The organism is Coprobacter fastidiosus (assembly GCF_030296935.1).
In the GTDB taxonomy this organism is placed as follows: Bacteria; Bacteroidota; Bacteroidia; order Bacteroidales; family Coprobacteraceae; genus Coprobacter; species Coprobacter fastidiosus.
In genome coordinates, this window is record NZ_AP028032.1 from 1,501,915 (window position 1) to 1,519,620 (window position 17,706).

At 39.7% G+C, this 17,706-nt stretch carries 12 protein-coding genes; all 12 read right to left on the bottom strand.

Translation table 11 applies throughout. The features are described 5' to 3' along the window. Positions 1 to 17: 17 nt before the first annotated feature. Positions 18 to 1,328: an MBOAT family O-acyltransferase gene (locus tag QUE35_RS05925; protein ID WP_169721135.1), complete on the bottom strand. Its 1,311-nt coding sequence runs from the start codon at positions 1,326 to 1,328 to the stop codon at positions 18 to 20. Between the two features lie 396 nt (positions 1,329 to 1,724). Further along, positions 1,725 to 1,964, bottom strand: coding sequence for an acyl carrier protein (locus tag QUE35_RS05930; protein WP_022601674.1), 240 nt, complete (start codon positions 1,962 to 1,964; stop codon positions 1,725 to 1,727). Between the two features lie 8 nt (positions 1,965 to 1,972). Beyond that, positions 1,973 to 3,709, bottom strand: coding sequence for an HAD-IIIC family phosphatase (locus tag QUE35_RS05935; RefSeq protein ID WP_022601675.1), 1,737 nt, complete (start codon positions 3,707 to 3,709; stop codon positions 1,973 to 1,975). A gap of 352 nt (positions 3,710 to 4,061) precedes the next feature. Next, positions 4,062 to 5,234: a clostripain-related cysteine peptidase gene (locus QUE35_RS05940; RefSeq protein WP_022601679.1), complete on the bottom strand. Its 1,173-nt coding sequence runs from the start codon at positions 5,232 to 5,234 to the stop codon at positions 4,062 to 4,064. A gap of 126 nt (positions 5,235 to 5,360) precedes the next feature. Next, complete coding sequence (locus tag QUE35_RS05945; protein WP_022601680.1) at positions 5,361 to 7,853, bottom strand: DUF4906 domain-containing protein; 2,493 nt, start codon at positions 7,851 to 7,853, stop codon at positions 5,361 to 5,363. A 23-nt stretch (positions 7,854 to 7,876) separates the two neighbouring features. Then, positions 7,877 to 9,061: a fimbrillin family protein gene (locus QUE35_RS05950; RefSeq protein WP_022601682.1), complete on the bottom strand. Its 1,185-nt coding sequence runs from the start codon at positions 9,059 to 9,061 to the stop codon at positions 7,877 to 7,879. A 22-nt stretch (positions 9,062 to 9,083) separates the two neighbouring features. Beyond that, positions 9,084 to 10,109 carry a fimbrillin family protein gene (locus tag QUE35_RS05955; protein WP_022601683.1) on the bottom strand — a complete coding sequence of 342 codons (1,026 nt, stop codon included), beginning with the start codon at positions 10,107 to 10,109 and terminating at the stop codon, positions 9,084 to 9,086. Between the two features lie 106 nt (positions 10,110 to 10,215). After that, positions 10,216 to 11,190 carry a fimbrillin family protein gene (locus QUE35_RS05960; protein WP_022601685.1) on the bottom strand — a complete coding sequence of 325 codons (975 nt, stop codon included), beginning with the start codon at positions 11,188 to 11,190 and terminating at the stop codon, positions 10,216 to 10,218. Positions 11,191 to 11,240: 50 nt separating this feature from the next. Beyond that, positions 11,241 to 12,245 carry a DUF5119 domain-containing protein gene (locus QUE35_RS05965; protein WP_022601686.1) on the bottom strand — a complete coding sequence of 335 codons (1,005 nt, stop codon included), beginning with the start codon at positions 12,243 to 12,245 and terminating at the stop codon, positions 11,241 to 11,243. A 17-nt stretch (positions 12,246 to 12,262) separates the two neighbouring features. Then, complete coding sequence (locus tag QUE35_RS05970; RefSeq protein ID WP_286262919.1) at positions 12,263 to 13,432, bottom strand: DUF3575 domain-containing protein; 1,170 nt, start codon at positions 13,430 to 13,432, stop codon at positions 12,263 to 12,265. Positions 13,433 to 14,050: 618 nt separating this feature from the next. Then, on the bottom strand, positions 14,051 to 15,295 hold the full coding sequence (locus QUE35_RS05975) for an SGNH/GDSL hydrolase family protein (protein WP_022601690.1): 1,245 nt from the start codon (positions 15,293 to 15,295) through the stop codon (positions 14,051 to 14,053). Between the two features lie 3 nt (positions 15,296 to 15,298). Beyond that, positions 15,299 to 17,494: a B12-binding domain-containing radical SAM protein gene (locus QUE35_RS05980; RefSeq protein ID WP_022601692.1), complete on the bottom strand. Its 2,196-nt coding sequence runs from the start codon at positions 17,492 to 17,494 to the stop codon at positions 15,299 to 15,301. Positions 17,495 to 17,706: the final 212 nt, after the last annotated feature.

The window sequence follows — 17,706 nt, forward strand, 5'->3', positions numbered from 1 at the left end:
CATCACACAAAAATAATTTAGAACTGAAAATATATAAACGAAGAAGTATCTGTTCCGAAGAAATAAATCACCAACAAAAAAAACGAATAAGCTCCTAACCTCTTTACACGGCTCAAATTGTCAATAGACAATCCATACTCCTTGCTTCTTTGTTTCCATTCTATAACAAGCAACATAATAATAAACAGCAACGAGAATAAAAGCGTTCCGTTCGTGTCGCCCTGAACTTTCGGCAAAGACAATATGCCCGTACCAAAACAAGATAACAAGTAGTCAAAAGCTTGCGTCACATCATGCGCCTTAAAAATGACCAATCCTATTGTGACCAGCATAAATGTAAACAACATTTTCAAAACCATGCGAAATGTCGGCAATCCCCAATAAGTGGTTTTCATCTTGTTCTTTTTAAAAAAAGCCCCTGTAAGAATTAACGGAACAAACAACAAACCATGATACAAACCGAATGCGGCAAATGTCCAATTATCTCCATGCCACATACCTACTGCCACAAGATTGATGATAATAGCAACGATCATACCCCAATTGCCCCAATCACGAAACCGTACATTCAATGGCATAAATATATAATCGGTCAACCACGAAGTCAAAGACATGTGCCAACGACGCCAATAATCGGCAATATTCAACGCAAAAAACGGATAATTGAAATTGGGAGTAACCTTAACTCCTAAAATTTTGCCGACTCCGATTGCCATATCGGAATAACCTGAAAAGTCCGTATACATCTGAAATGAATATAAGACGGCAGCCAATATCAACGTACTGCTCGGAAATGCAGTATAACTACTCCAAACTTGATCTACGACAACCGCAATATTATCAGCCAATACCATCTTTTTAAACATTCCCCACAATATTTGACGCAAGCCGTCCGATGCCATATCATAATCAAAACGACGAGTTTGAGACAACTGCGGAATAAACGAATTAGGACGGTCTATCGGTCCTGAAAGAATACACGGAAAAAAAGAGACATAAGCTGCAAAAGAGATAAAATCCCGGTCTGCTTCTATATGACCACGATGTATCTCTATAATATAACTAATTAATTTAAAAGTGAAAAAACTTATGCCCAAAGGCATTATAATATTGAAAGTATGCCAATTAGTCTGTAAACCGAATGATTCAAACAATTCAGAAAAAGAAGTAATAAAAAAATTGAAATACTTAAAATACAATAAAATACCGACTCCCGACCACACACCTAAAGCTGTCAGAATCGATGCTTTTTTAGTATCTCCGCTTTTTTGTATCGCTAAACCCAAATAATAAAAAATGATCGTAACCGCAATAAGCAAAGGCAACATTCTCAGACTTGCATACCCATAAAAGAAATAACTTCCGACAAGTAATAAAAGATTCTGATATCTTGTATTTAAGCGGGGAATATAATATATAACGAAGAAAATTATAAAAAACAGCAAAAATTCAAATGAATTGATAATCATAACTTTATATATCGGTTTATTTTACAAATATTCCCTTCTCTTTCGATATTCTCTCCTGAACACTTCGACAAAATCGTTCAGAACCTGTTTTAATTTTGCACAGTCCTTTTTCGAGAGTTGCGTTTGAGAGTGTTTCTCTATTTCCGATAAAAGAGCATAACAAGCTATATGACGTGCAAAAACAAGAAACAGACCGGAAAAACGCAAAAATGACCTGATATAATTTTCTTACCGAAAAATTCAGACAGGTCACCACTACAATTTAGCATGAATCGTTTCAACCATTTCTCCGACATTTTTCCAAGATAAAATTTCTTTTGAAGTAAATTTTATCTTAAACGATTTTTCGATTGCCACAACGAGCTGAATATGAGTTAAGGAGTCCCATTCTTCTATATCATTTGCCGTTGTCTGAGATGTCAATGAAATGTTTTCTTCATCCAATACATCCCTAAAAATATTTTGAACTTTACTTAAAATATCTTCTTGAGTCATATCATAAATTATTTAGACAATATATAACAAGTTTTATCTATATAAGAATCTACATCAAGCATATAAAGGTTTTTCTCCATTTCCGGTAACTTTACAAACCCTAATTGTGCATAATGATCCTCCACCATCTTATTTTTAACGGTCGGGATATACTCTCCGATAATCTTCTTAAACCCGTTTTCTCTGGCATATCTCACTAAGACATTCAGAGTAAACCGTTCCATTCCTCGTTTCAATACCCTGCAACTCATAAACCACGTATCGATAAAAAGAGTCTTAGCACGGTTGTCTTTCTCAAGTATAACCACACAAATAAGTCCGTTATCCCCGAACTTATCTGCAAGCGTAAATGTAAAAGGAGCATAACGTTCCGGGTCTTTACCCATGCGCTCGATATCTCCTTCAGTATAACGTACCGTACGCAAATTAAATTGATTAGAACGTTGCGAAAGCTGTGCGACACGGGGAATATTAAAAGGCGTAAACGCTTGTATATCGGAAACCATTTCCAGACTTGCAAGAAATTCATCTTCATTTGCAAAACTCATTCTCTCCGATACTCGCCGGGCTTCTACTTGATACTGTCGGGTACGTTCCGAATCTGCAGCAGAATATGAAACTGTTTCAAAAAGATTCAGTCCATACAAATATTCAAGATATTCACCGGGATCTTCTGGCAATTCAGGAACGACTATATCCGGAATATTCACACGCACCATATTGCGTTCAAAAGGATTATCATCCAAAAATACCATAGAATCAAATCCTATATTCAGAATTTGCTGTATTCGACGTATATTATCCGCTTTATTTTCCCAATTAGCGACAAACACCGCGATATCATCCAATTTCAATATCATATCGGGATGTTTGACAAACGGCTCTTTCGCTACAGACTCGGTATTCTTACTGCATACTGCAAGAATTACCCCTCTCTCTTTCAGTTTTTTAATCCATAATTGGAACTCTGAAAAAGCTTTGCCGATACCCAAACCATGACCGATCTGAATATTTTCTATACCGTCATCTCCGATAACCCCTCCCCAAAGCGTATTATCGAGATCCAATACAAGACATTTCTTTATCTTTCCTTTCAGCGCACAAATAATATCGAGTATTCGGGATGCAACCCAAGGTAAAGCTTCGATAGACAATACCATTTCGGTACTGACATAAATCGACGGCTGAAATACGGCATCCCGCCCCAGTTTATTCTGTATCGTCGCTAGATCGCAGATATAAAGATTAGGACATTCCCGAGCTACCTCCATCAATTTGTAATTAAGTTTACGCAATTGATAAAGGAAAGAAAATTCTACCTGATTGGCAAAATTACCGAAAACGGCATCGTCTATTTCCGGATAATTACAATAAATAATTTTCGCATCGGTAGTCTCACAAATTGTCCTCACAAAATCCAAACGTTCATCAGCCAACCGTAACCGGTCTGCATCCCCACATTTCCCATACCGAGTAAGTAATTTATGCGTTGACTGGAAAACAACGATATAATCTGCATCAAACCGATATAGATCAGATGCTTTATCCAGAAACTGTCGTTCTACCTGATTATATTCTGCTTCAAAAAGCTCTATATCAAAACCTCGCTCCACGCCAGTACCGTAAATTGCCATAGCGAGAAACTGCGTGGCTGTATCACCGACAACTGCAACTTTAATATGCGGTAAATTTTTGATCTCAGCCCGTCTGGAATATATCTTTTTTAAAGCGTTGAAAGAATTCATATCGTCATTTTTGTTTCACAAAGACAGACTGCATCCCAGCAAAATAATCGAATATATTTTTATTTTACATTCGGTTTGCACGGTCTTTCTTTCACAAAGATATATCTTTTAAAGGAAATCATAAAATGTAGGTCGGCTTTTTCCTTCCACAAATAAATCGAAGTCATATTCAGAGCCAGTTTTAATTCTCCGATAAGAAAATGTTATCAGATCATTTTTACGTCTTCTTCCGGTCTTTTTCCCCATTTTCATTTGTCTGGTAGCCCGCCACCATCTCCGTAAAAACCACAAAATACCCTTAAAAGAAACTTTCAAGTTCGACCCGAACAAAATTTAGGCAGGCTCTTAGCAATTAATGCGTAGCCTTATACCACTCCGTATCGGTTTTTGACACGGTAAGGGAATGTTTACTCGGATCTGATGTCGTTATTCCAGAGAAAGTATAAATCGGAACTCTACCTTTGGTCACAGAATAAAAATAGTCCGTATGCACTTTATACGGCACAGCCCGAGACAACTGCTGCTCAAACCGTTCCAACAAAACGGGATCTTTACATAACTTTTCTACATAATCACCGTAATCGTAAAATATTATCGGAGTATAGCCATCCATTCGTTGCAAAGCATTTTCGGAAGATTCATCGAAAATATATTCCGTATTAATTTTTTTCATAATCGTCGCAAGATCTTCCAGTTCGGCACAAACCGTTACCGCCAACGTTCCATAAGGCATACTATAAGCCGAATAAAAGTCGTAAAAGCCATCACAGACAGCCTGAAAATCAGAATCATCTAATAAATATTCACCAATCACGGCATAAGGCATCCCGTATGCCATTATCTCACTGGCAGAAGCAATCAAATAATCAGTAACATTTCTCAACTCATAAGCAACCTCGATCGAAGACATATAGCAATCGTCGAACAAAATATATTCCATTTTTATGCCTGCATCCGCAATACCTTTAGCAAGGGTACTTATATCTGTCTGATATTCGCTTGTCAAACCTCCGAAATAACGGGTCAACGGTTTTCCCTCATAGTCCCAATGCATTTTTACAGAAGATACAGACATCGTCTTCATTCGATCTACCGGAAGCCACCCCATACCATGACACCCGATCGTCATGGCATATATAGATGCCGGAGCAAATGTCTTCATATCATTCAATATAGAGGTAATGCCCTCTGCCGTCGTAAATGACGGATTCGTATAACTCTTCAACGTTTTGCGTTCGCATTTACCATTTTTATAAACAATTTCGAACATAGAAGCCTCGGTGCTGCTGGAAGACATAAACACGACAACTTTTTCATCTTTTAATCCCCGCTTTTTTATACACTCTTCCATATCCGAAATATTCGTATAAAAATTCGTCGTCAGATTAGAAGACCACGGCAAATACATAAATAGTGTTTTCCGACTTGTCGTCACTATATCAGGCTCATCTTTCTCACAGGAAAAGAGAAAAAAAGACAAAACAGCCCAACAAAGAATCTTTATCTCACCGTATCGCATATTCATGTATTACTTTTCAGAATTTCAAATATAAGCATTACAAAGGAAATTGATTATAACATAGAATTAAAAAATAAGGATACCGCATAAATACGTAGTATCCTTATCTTATGCATTAAAAATTCACTTCCGTTAATCGTCCATAGGCTCAGTATCCACCCGGAAAGCCCGAATACGTAAAGATGTCGTACGTAAAGCATAACCACCATTGCCTAACTCATAAGCATAATGATCTGCTCCTTCTCCATCACCGCCTCCACTATTTGCATAACTACCATCTGGCAATACTTTCGTAGCCCGGGCACGGACACTACTTTGCCCACTTGAACCGTTCTCTCTTTCCCCCGCTGAAGCACTCCAATAATAATTGTCCTGAAACTCTCCAAAAACAGTATAATACTGTGTTAACGCATCTTCCATCTGACGAATACCGGGCAAGAACCATTTGCTTTCATTACTTTCCTCCTCATAAACTCTATCGCCCACTAAACCAGCAGTTCTACGAGGTATATATGACGACACGATTGTTCCGTTATCACTCCGCTTATTCCTGTTATAACAATATTCAAAAGCAGACCGAGGCTTATCATTCAAGGTCATAAGCACTTGTCCCGACCTAAAAATGATAAAACTTGTATAAGGATGTCCATCATTAAAAATTTGCCCCGGAGGATCATACGGGCCTCCCGGTATACCTAAAACACTATACCTATACAACTCCTCTATTGTGAAGTCATGAAGGTCTGAATTCTGTTCGGCCCAAGGCAATCCTGTATAAACTTGTTCAGTAAAATATTCATCCAACGGGTCATAATGATCCAAGTATTCTTCATATTGCTCCATATATAAAGTGCCGCCGTCACGCATATTTACCGGCAATAAATGAACCTGTTCCAACACTACCGTACGACGTTTTATTTCCTTTCTATTCTCCTTATAAATTAAAGTAACTGTCACTCGCCGATTTTCTGTTGTCGACAGATTCTCATCAATATAGAAATAAACCCTATCCCGAGAATTATCGACCGTAACTCTCTTACCCGTCTCACTCAACGTTCTTGTAACCAATCCTTTTGTAAAGAATGCCCGCTTACCATTACCGGCTGTCCACGCCGTTCCGGTAGCCAAATGAGTTCCTGTATTAGAACCCTCATCATAAGCAGTAAAACCCGATTCTGTTACAGTCCCCTTCTCCATATCGGAAGCCTTGATTTTCTCCATCCGAATCCAGTCGGGAACAGTTACCGGAGTCTCACTATTATCCGGCACTTCTCCCAAAATCACTTCCATAGTCGGATTTTTTGTCGATTTATCGGCAAACATATAGACATCCATCGGCGTTACACAAAAATGAGCGTCATGGTTACGTTCACGCAACATGGCAATATAAAATTCATTGTCATCCTCCTCAATATTCACCCGGGCATCAAGAGTATACTCTCCTGTCTCTATATTTTGAGAAGTCAAACCTTTAATCGTAATATTATTTTTATATTGATGATTACGTTTTACCTGAAAATTATCGGTATGATTCGCTCCCAAATAAAGCGTATAGCGTACCTCATAAGTTGCTCCGTTATAGGTAGTATAAAAACCATGCAATTCTACTGCCGCAGCATTTTTATTAGCGAGATAAGGCTTATAACGTTGTTTCTGATAATCCTTAATACTATCGGGATAAAGCCCTTTTTCTCCTGCCAAAGAAGGATCTGCCCATTTCTCTCCCTCATCTACTTTCCATTCTGCATTCTGCATATTCTCATACATATAGAAAGTAAAAGCAATTTGTCCGTTCTTATTAAAAATCGTACGTTGCATCGATGTCGTTATGCTCTTTGTCCAACTATCTTCCCAATCGACTCCTGTTTCGGTATTTACTGCGAGAGTAGAAAAAGGTACTTTCGTAGAAAGATTTTTTGCCGTCCATTCTACAAGAGTAAGAGCAGGTAAATTATTCTCTTCTACCTCACTATCGAGCTGGATATTGACATCTATACGTACCATCAAAGCTGTCAGATCGATACGTCGCTCATCATCCGTCGAAGTCTCCGTTTTGGTAAGATCGATCACTTTATATCCTACCATCGGCATTCCTCCGGAAGGTAAACCGAGCGAAACATTTTCCGGAGCATAAACAAGATTTTTCAAATCCGACAGATTCGTAATGCCATCAGGCCGTCCGTCTCCATTCCTGTCTCTTCCGAAAATAACAGGATCTACGTTCGCAATGGCATACACAGTGGCTTTACTGGCAAGGTCCTTATTCGCAAATGCCTGATTATCTATCTTAAGAAGGCTCACTCCTTGCCCGGGTGCATAATATCCTCCATCATCGGGTGCATCCCGATATCCGGTAAGATAACCGCCCTTCAGATATTCACCATCAGAGCCGAAAAAGAATATATAAAGCTGATTTATTTTTTTCTCGTTCTCATCCTTTATATCGCTTGCACGAGTCGTCACCTTCAGCAAATCCATCGGATTACCGGAGAAACTAAGAGTAGTTATATTTCCCGTCGAAACAGTGGACTGATCGAATAATTCTTCTTCCCTACAAGCTGAAAAAACTATTATAAGGAACAGAAAAGCTATACTTAAAATTTTATTGATCTTTACCTTTATCATCTTTTCCTCGTCTTTACGAATTGTTACTCGAATACTACATCATCATTCGTTTCATCACCATCATCAGCTTCTCCATCTTCCCACTGTCCTTGATTGTCGACGACAAACTCCAATATGAAAGCATCTCCTACAAAATTGAGCTGAGCCGTATATTTAATACCGGGACGAGGAGTAAATGTGCCGGGACGCTGTGTCTCGTAAAAAGTCGTTCTCCCGTTGAAAGTATAATCGATCCGGACTTTTACATCTTCTCCGAAACTCGTTCCCGTCCCCGATATCAACAACAAATGCTCTCCTCCCAATAAACCGGAAGAGGTCACGGTTTCATTCTTCTCCACATCGGGAGGCGGCAACGGCAAGTCTTCGTCAAATATCGTATAAGTTCCTACATAACGATCGTTTTCCGGAAATGTATAAGACACCACATCTTTTGTCAAGTCTATCTTTACCGTTTTATAGAATGATCCGCTCAAAGTAACGGAATGCACGGTCAAATCGAATTCACTGAAATTATTCACCTCGAAACCAAGACCTGTCAGTATGTGATTAAAATTGAAATGTAAATTACCATCAGATTTTCTACTATTATATAAGACGGCAAGCATTGCATCAGGAGTCGCAGAAAGAGAAAGCGGATGAGTCAGAGCAGAACCGCTTTGCGGCATAGTAAATGTCAATTTAGGAGCTCCTGCCGTAGTCTCAGTTAAAGGCTGATCGATCGTAAATGCTCCCTCATAAGGATAATAAGCTATAAATGAATAACGGTATTGATCTGCTCCCGTAATAGCTCCAACCGGATTATTATTCGTATCATAACCGTCGCGATACCAAAATTTCGGATTATTATCCATACCGCCATCTCTATCATAAGTGCATCCGTTAACTCCCACGACTACTTTTTGTTTAAAGAATACATCCGGTGGACATTGGTTTCGTTTTAATGACCAAACACTGGAAGCGGAAAGATAATTCGGATCAGAAGTTCCTACGGTATATGGGACACAATACCCCAGTACACCGAACGCATCACCCGGGACAAGAGCATTTATCAATGTACTGCGGGAAACTGTTTCTACCGATAAAGAGGGTGTATCGAACAAAATAAGATCGGACATTTTCGGAACGGAACCGACAAGATTTTCCTCCCTGCAAGCAACACAAGCAACCAAAAACGCACCTCCATATAACAGATGTCTCAAGCTTATCATATCAGACTATCCTTTTATTTTATCACTCGACAATAATAATTCCACCCGTAGCTTCACCCCACGCATTTACAGTAGGCGTATCGAACAATATCCGGTCTTCATCCGAAACAGTAAACGTGTAACGATAATGCTTACCCGCTTCCCATGTCGTCAACGGCAGAGAAACCAACGGAACCGTAGATGTGCAGGGTTCTCTATCCGACGCCGAAGAATAAGTCACTTCAAAATAATATTCGATAGTAAGATCTTGCGGAAACAGTAAAGCGTCTATCAAGGTCGTTCCATCTGCATTTACCGAAATCTCCTCGCTTAACACAGCAAAGGGTTCGTTCTTTGTAGTACGGTCGCTCTCATCGGTAGAAATAGCCCATCCGGCAGATATAGCTTCTTTATCGGTTAAATCGGCTGCCGAGGCTAAAAAATCAGCCGTCTTATGCATACCGTAAAGCTTAGCGGAATGGATAACCGGATTAAAACCTTCGATACCGTCTGCGGCCGCATTACGTTTTACCACAAACTCCACACGTGCTAATAAATGACCGAACGTGAAAGCCACTTTACCGGTATTACTGCCGGAAATATTCAAGGCAGAAGCTGCCATGAGATCATATCCTTTAGAAGCGTCGAAAGCCGTAACAGAAATATCTCCGTCTTCATCATAATGGGCAGCAGTCGCTGCATTTGCCATTAGATCGGTTACCGACGGATATAAAGCGTAAAATGAATATGTTTTGTCCGCTTTCCAATAGCGTAATCCCTCATAGGTCCAAACAGAACCGTTCGGTGTCGATACCGTAGTAGCATTAAAAACCTCACTGGCAGCATCTTTCGGCAGATACCATCCCCAAACAGAAAAAGAACTACCCGCAGTAAAACTCTCTACTGCAACCCGAGTTAATGCCGGAGTACGGAAATCAATCGCCATGCCATCGACTCCGCCTTTCTCCATATCATGTACGAGAACGTTTGTACATGATGTTAACAGTAACGTAACCGTTATCATCGGGAAATAAAAAAACTTTTTCACCATTCTTTCGATTCTCCCCATATATACCAGCTTATTTCTTAGATAAAAACATCTCTGAAGTGTTGTTTTGAGTGACTACAAGGGGACATTCAACCCCTTATAGCCTATATATAACTAAAAGTATATTTTAATTGAGGTCAAGATCAGGATTGGTAAATTCGTCCCACTCTTCTACTGTCGTTACATCAAACAATATAGGTTTCAATGTATCATCCACTTTATCTGGATTGATCGTAACCGTATAATTATATGCTAACCCGGCATCCCACTTATTTGATTCAGCAATAGCCATAGTTCCCGTAAAAGTTCCTTCCTTACTATAACCACCGCCATCAGTTACTGTTACTCTGAAAGAAACCGCAATAGAATTCGTGTTTTCTTGAGGAATCACATATTTTACTTCTGACTCTGCCTGACCTTCAGCTGTCGCGTAATCGTCGATATCGGCAAAAGAATATTCTCCTGTACTTTCTCCTAACCACGTACCGACAACTTTATCTACCATTGTACCGGTTGCTGTCTGAATAGCTTGAGAAATCTTCAATTCTGAAACTTTCATCGTATAGGTTTCGGCAGCATCGGTTTTGAACGTAAATTTAACTTTAGAAAGCATGTGCTTAAAAGAAAGTTGCACCTTTGAAGGATCTCCAGAACCATTCCATGATGCATCGTCTGAAGTAGCAGCAATCAAGTCATTTGCTCCAGCGGAATAATCTGAAAACGTCAAAGTCTTAGATGTAGGATTATATGATATACCTGTAGTCAACTGAGATGTTCCGTCGGCATAAGCACCGAAATTATAAGTTTTATCTACTTGCCAATAAGCGGTCTCATCAGGAGTCCAAACAGCACCGCTACCCACAGAAGCACCCGAAACCTTTACATTGTTGAACACATCAACCCATGACGATTCATTTTGATAATCACCATACACCCAAAACTGCTTGAAATCGGCATTCGTCACATCTGCTCTTGTGGTATTGTTTACAAAAGCATTCGAAAAATTGATTGCACGAGACTGAGGTATATCTACCACTTCATTGTTCGTACAACCGGTTAAGGCTATAACAGCCGCTCCAAGAATCCATAAACTTTTTTTCATAACTTCTACAATTAAAAATTAAATAAATTACTTATTGTTTTTTATATCTTTTAGTTTAACGGAAGTTCTACATCGATATATTCTCCCCAACCATCCACTGTCACGTCAAAACTGCCGCTTCCTTCTGTTCCTTCTTCATCCGATATTTCAATATCTTTCACGACAATAACGCCACCGCGAGGCTGCCCTGTAACCTGATCTGTCACATCAAACTCAAAAGTCTTGAATTTTCCGTTCAACATTCGTACCTCCAAGTTCAAGGCATAGTGCTTTCCCTGTCTACCCGTAACATAATGATCTCCCGGATAATCCGGCACTCCGAACGAATAAACAAGAGCTTCTGCACCGAAATCTTCTACCGTGCAATCGAACATCACCGTTACGGCATCCGCACCCGTATGTCCGTCTTCGAGGTAAACGCTTTCTGCCATACCCGCCAATGCACCTCGTGCCAATGCCACATATTGCGCACCCTTTTTAAATTCGTAACGTATCAGATAGGTATAAGTCAACGGACGCATAATAACAGGTAACTCTATCGACTCTAACGTACGTTCTGCAAAATGCTCTTTCACATAAGCACCATAAAGCATATCCGGCGGACTTACCGTGCGTTCTCCGGCATGCAACTCTTTAAAACTACTGCGCGTACGAGTACGGGTCGTAGCCGAAGCAGATGCCGAAGTGGTAAGATCATTAAAAAGAATGTATTCGGTATCATTATTATAAAACAGCAATGAATGGACACCCTCTTTCATGGGCAAACGGCCACCCTCTGCCGACAAATTATTTTCGGAGAAACCGCCACCGGCAGAATAGACAAGAGCCCGGATGCCCTCAGCAATATCCGGACGCAATTCATCATATTCACGTCCCCACAAAACGTTCCAATTTTGTTCCCAATCAAAATCATAAGTACGTTCCCACTCCTGTTCCCAATCGGCGGCCACCATCGTTTTTACCGAAGCACTATGTAGCTCATGGTCATAACATAAATCTTTCCGGCATCCGAAAGTCAATAGAAGCAGTATCAGAAACACTCCGTACCTTATCATCGCAGAGAGACAGTGTTTCATCTTCTACCTCCTTTCCTTTCCATCCAACAACCGATATTCCAGACAAAAGCCAACTTCAGTTTTAATGGACCGAAATAATTGGTACGTATCGACTGTTGATACACATAATGTTCGTCAATAGGTAAATAATCTTCAGAATTTGCATGCAGAAAACCCGCACCGATACCGGCTTCTAAAGCAAAATATTTTCCGATAGGAAACATATATCCGTAACTGATACCGGCATACTCGCCTTCACCTTTATAACCTCGATTTCCGTTCTCCAGATCATACCAGCCTCCACCGATGAACAGTCCGAAATAATGTCCTTTACGAGTTCCTTCGGATTTGAACCAATACCGCACTTCGGGACTAATCTGTGCCAACTGGTAATATTTATGCTTCGTATCTTTATGCCACCACGCCATAGTACCTTCTAAATTGACCGACCAATGTTTGTTGAAACGGTATTCCAATTCTAACGAAGGCATAAGCAATACATCATAAAGGAGATTGGTTTTGATAGACAAAGGAATGTTACGATGAGAATATTTCGACTCACGGTTCATTATAGAAACCGACTCTACTTCCGGTATTCCTTCAAGTTCTTTTTTGAAAATCGTGTCGAACTCTATAACCGCTTCAAAAGGGATCGTATCTAATTGTGTCGATATTTTCCTTGAATATACCGTATCAGATTTTTCTTCTACTTCCGGAATAGAATTCTGTGCTACGGAAGGGACATTCAAATACTCAACATCCACTAATGCCACAATATCCCTCATTCCTTTATAGGGTACGGCTTTATTAGATGTACGATAATAAGCCTCTTTCATTCCCAAATGGGTAATAAAATAAGATTTTACCTGATTACTGCGATTTTTAGCTGCCGCCATATTTTCCTTTTCTGTAGGATAAGACTGGCAAAAACCCTGAATGCGAATAACCGCATCACCGCTAACAATCGCTTTACGATGCATCCTGAGCAATTTCATAGCTTGAGAAATTGCTTTTTCATTACCATTATAAGGAGAATAAAACATCAGTTGCTTAGGCACAAAGCGAAATAGAATAGCCGTATCCGAACAAAAAGGGACATTTTTTCCTTTCTCCCAATCCTGCCCCTGGCTTATCTGTACAGGAATAAATAACAAAATTAATATATAAACTATATTTTTTATACGCATTTTTAGTATGTTGAATATATCTAAAAACTTTCAATACTATTTCGTCAACTAAAAACCACTCATATATTAAATTGTAAAACAACAACTTAATATAATAATCATAAAAAAACAGAACAAAAAAATGTTCGTTTTATTATACAAAAGGGTTTTAGCTTAAATCGAAAAATATGTTTATATATATAATCTTATAAACGTTTGAAAGACAAATTGTTCTATATTTATTATAAAGTATGAGAAAAAAGCATTACTTTTGTCCAATCAAACGAACATTTAATTAGACAAAACCATATAGTAAATAAGTGTTGTTATGTTACTTTATAAAAAAGGGAATAGGGGACTTAAAAGGTGATGTATAAGACTATTTCAGACATTCTTTGAAATAGTCTTTTTTAGTTAAATATATATAGGATAAATTTTCCACGGTACAATAACTTATACATAATTTTCAATTAAATAGACTCCAAGCTAAACATTCAAAGGGCACTTCATTTTATGCACACTCTCTTTTCAGTTTTATAGCCTTTCTAAATTTTGTACGGGTCAGATTGGAAGGTTTCTTTCGAGAATGTCTTTTATACGTAGCCGATATCGGACTAAAAGACATCGATATCCAAGTTCCTAAATTAATGTCAATGTATATTTCAACCACGCATAAATTTGATATCCCCAAGCATAATGGGCATTGCTATTCGGGTGATAATGGGAGGTATCATAAGCCGGTGTCCTTAATCCGGAGCTCGAGATTTCATAAGGTACTGACTCTGCCGACGGCTGAACATAATAATTAGGAATATAAAAAATCTTTTCGGCAGGATTTTCCAACTGTTGCAAAACAGGATTCCAAGACCAGCATTTATAATGCAGATTATTTTTAAGTAAAGTCATGGCATTGGAAGAAAAATCATAATCCGGATAATATTTCGAAAAAGCCGTACCGAACGCATCGGTCAGTGACAATCCGACAATCATATCGGGAAACTCTTCTTTAATACGGGAAACCAAAGAAGCGATCTGGTCTTTATATTCCTGATTATAAAGGTCATTTAATCCTAACTGAATAATAACATGTGTGGGAGTACACACATACGCATCGGTTACAGTTTCTGCCGACAAAGGTTTTCCGTTATCGGTATGCGTTCTAAAACGTTTCAAATAGGCTGCTAATGAGAATTTATTCTCCCCCGGCCGATTTTCATCATAAAAAGGATTTTCGGCTTTTTCTACAACACGAGAATAGAGATAATCCGAAAGCCTCCAACCGCCCCGGCATTCGCCATATCCGGTACAAGTCACAATTCCCTCGTCCGTAAGGACACTAAAGGTATTTTTATTTGTCGTACCGATGGTTATAAAATCCGACACTGTCGGCATTGTACCATCAGAATATCTATCCTGCATAAAAAACTGCCGGGCAATCGACCAAGAAACCGACGCTCTTCCTTCGGGGCAATTCCACTGTCCTCCATATCCGGCACCCACACTATCTCCTATCGGAAGCAAGCGTATCTGCCGACCTTTACCTACCGTTGATTTTGTCGAAACCCGAGTAATCATAACCGGAACATCGCATTTATTTATCCCAACCGAAATATCAGTCTCCTGGACATCCGAATTTTGAACAGATTGATCGCTCCCGAACGGCAACTGATCGTTACCGGTAGCCTGAAAAAAAAGCGGAGCTCGTTTCTTCAGGTAAAACATGTGATCGAGATACAGTACGGGCAGATCGGGATAAGGTTCTTCGCCCTCATGATAAACTGCATATATTTTCTGGGGATACACAGGAGTATAAATCTCCTCCTCTTTGTCACAAGAAAACAACAAAAGCGACAATAATAGCGATATGAAAACCTTATACTTCATTTATTATAACAGATACAAACCATGTTCCCTTAACGACTGCCAAAGCGGAGTAGTGATAAACTGATCAAAACTTCCGAAATGACAGGCTTTGAATTCAATCTCCAAATCTTTCAAAGTTACCGTTTTCTCATTTTTATCCGATAACCGGATTAACAAATTTTCCAGCCACTTTCCCCAATCGGCTTTTAACTGAAAACGGGCATCTCCATCACGAAAACGGAACAAGAACTCGGCAGTACGGACATTTTTTCCTTTCTTATTCCGGTCATAATAACGCACTTCCGGTAGTAGCGCTAACAAACAATATACTTTCTTATGCCCATCACGCTGCACACAATCTTGTTCATCAACAAGAAAACGAGCGACATAAGTTGGCGGAATTTGTGTCTTGGGAACCGGATCATCAAACCATTTATGCAAAGGCAGCTCAAAACCAGCTCCACGCATATAATTATATAGAGATTTCCGCAATCCCTCTCCGAAAATATCATGATCAGCTCCGGCAGTATCTTCAAAATCAACATCATTTCGTGCAAACCCTCCGAACGGTTTTTCGGTAATTCGCACCGTATATTTCTCGGGATGGCATCCTACCGGACTATGAGCTGTCAAGGCAAACCGATGCCAAAAAGCAGATTGCACCAGTCCGTTCAAAAAAAGTTGCCGTACGACTTCTAACGAATCGATCGTTTCCTGAGCTGTTTCAGAAGGAAACCCATACATCAAATAAGCATGCACCATAATTCCGGCAGCAGTAAAATGATCGGTCACTCGAGAAACCTGCTCCAAAGAGACACCTTTATTGATCAATTTCAACAAACGGTCAGAGGCAACCTCCAAACCTCCTGAGACGGCTATGCACCCGGACTGCTTCAACAAACGGCAGAGATCTCGTGTATAACTCTTTTCAAACCGTACGTTCGTCCACCACACAACAGACATACGACGTTTCAATATTTCCAACGCCAACTCTTTCAACAGCATAGGAGGCGCTGCCTCATCTACAAAATGAAAGCCTCTTTCTCCTGTAAGACGTATCATCTCCTCCATTCGATCGGCAATTTCGACTGCCGTCAAAGGCTCATATCGACCTATATAATCAAGAGACCCATCGCAAAAAGCACATTTCCCCCAGTAACAGCCATGCGCCAGAATCAATTTGTTCCATCGTCCGTTACTCCACAGGGCATGCATCGGATTAGTGACCTCGATAACCGAAAGATATTTATCCAACGGCAGTCCTGCATAATCGGGAACACCCCTTTCCCGCATCGGAACATCCGGAATTTCAGGATTGTTCAAATAACGAACTTCTCCGTCCCGACATAAATAAGTGCGGACATAATTCGCTTCATTCCCGACCAATAGCTGACGTAAAGGCGTTTCACCGTCATCCAACGTAATAAAATCGACATATTCAAATACCCGAACATCGGACAATTGCCGTAATTCGGTAGAGGCAAATCCTCCACCCATCTCCACCCGAATATCAGGATAATTATCTTTTATAAATTTACCGCAACGTAATGCACTGTACAGATTTCCCGGAAAAGGAACGGACAGCATCACCCAATCCGGATTGCAACTTTCTATTTTTTCCCGCAAAACAGAAAACATCAACCGATCTATATAAGTAAGGGATTTATGCAATTCCTTATACAACTCGTCAAAAGATGAAGCCGAACGGCCCAGTCTCTCGGCATAACGGCTAAAACCGAAATGAGGATCGATAACTCCCGTGATAAAGTCGGCAATATCCTCGAGATAAAGCGTTACAAGATGCCTGGCCTTATCTTGTAATCCCATCGTACCGAATGCCCACTCCATATCTTCTTCCTCAGGTTTTCGATTACCTGCGGGGAGAAAAGATCTTTCGCAAATCGTATGAGCCAAAGTTTGCTCTCTTCCTTGCAAATAAGCTATTGCCCTATCTACTGTCAGAACATATTCTTCCCGGAGGACAAATGTTCTACGAAATTCCGGAGTAATATGCGATGAATAATATAATTCTGCCTCACGAAACATCCGACGAAGCCCTTCTTTTGAAAAAATCCGCAAGATTACTTCCAAACCAAGATCCATCTGATCGGACTTTATTCCTAATGTATTAAGATACCCTTTCAAACAAGCGGTTGCCGGATAAGGTGTATTTAACTGCGTAAAAGGCGGCGTAATCAATAATACAATATGATCGGACATAGTATTTCGTTTAACAATGAAACAAAAGTATCAAATTCCTGCCATATTCCCAATATTATCCGTCCCGATAAACGATAAGATATCCGTTCTACCGAGAATTACAGGATATCCCACCAATTAAAAAAGGTATAAAACCATAAATCGAACCGAGCCAAGCATAACCGAATCGAACAAACAAATGTCATGCTTTTTTTCACTTAATTACTGCCAAT

Excerpts from the sequence above, each read along its gene's own strand:
- QUE35_RS05925 (WP_169721135.1), bottom strand. The coding sequence starts at position 1,328 with ATGTTGCCTTTGCTTATTGCGGTTACGATCATTTTTTATTATTTGGGT.
- QUE35_RS05930 (WP_022601674.1), bottom strand. The coding sequence starts at position 1,964 with ATGACTCAAGAAGATATTTTAAGTAAAGTTCAAAATATTTTTAGGGAT.
- QUE35_RS05935 (WP_022601675.1), bottom strand. The coding sequence starts at position 3,709 with ATGAATTCTTTCAACGCTTTAAAAAAGATATATTCCAGACGGGCTGAG.
- QUE35_RS05940 (WP_022601679.1), bottom strand. The coding sequence starts at position 5,234 with ATGAATATGCGATACGGTGAGATAAAGATTCTTTGTTGGGCTGTTTTG.
- QUE35_RS05945 (WP_022601680.1), bottom strand. The coding sequence starts at position 7,853 with ATGATAAAGGTAAAGATCAATAAAATTTTAAGTATAGCTTTTCTGTTC.
- QUE35_RS05950 (WP_022601682.1), bottom strand. The coding sequence starts at position 9,061 with ATGATAAGCTTGAGACATCTGTTATATGGAGGTGCGTTTTTGGTTGCT.
- QUE35_RS05955 (WP_022601683.1), bottom strand. The coding sequence starts at position 10,109 with ATGGGGAGAATCGAAAGAATGGTGAAAAAGTTTTTTTATTTCCCGATG.
- QUE35_RS05960 (WP_022601685.1), bottom strand. The coding sequence starts at position 11,190 with ATGAAAAAAAGTTTATGGATTCTTGGAGCGGCTGTTATAGCCTTAACC.
- QUE35_RS05965 (WP_022601686.1), bottom strand. The coding sequence starts at position 12,245 with ATGATAAGGTACGGAGTGTTTCTGATACTGCTTCTATTGACTTTCGGA.
- QUE35_RS05970 (WP_286262919.1), bottom strand. The coding sequence starts at position 13,432 with ATGCGTATAAAAAATATAGTTTATATATTAATTTTGTTATTTATTCCT.
- QUE35_RS05975 (WP_022601690.1), bottom strand. The coding sequence starts at position 15,295 with ATGAAGTATAAGGTTTTCATATCGCTATTATTGTCGCTTTTGTTGTTT.
- QUE35_RS05980 (WP_022601692.1), bottom strand. The coding sequence starts at position 17,494 with ATGTCCGATCATATTGTATTATTGATTACGCCGCCTTTTACGCAGTTA.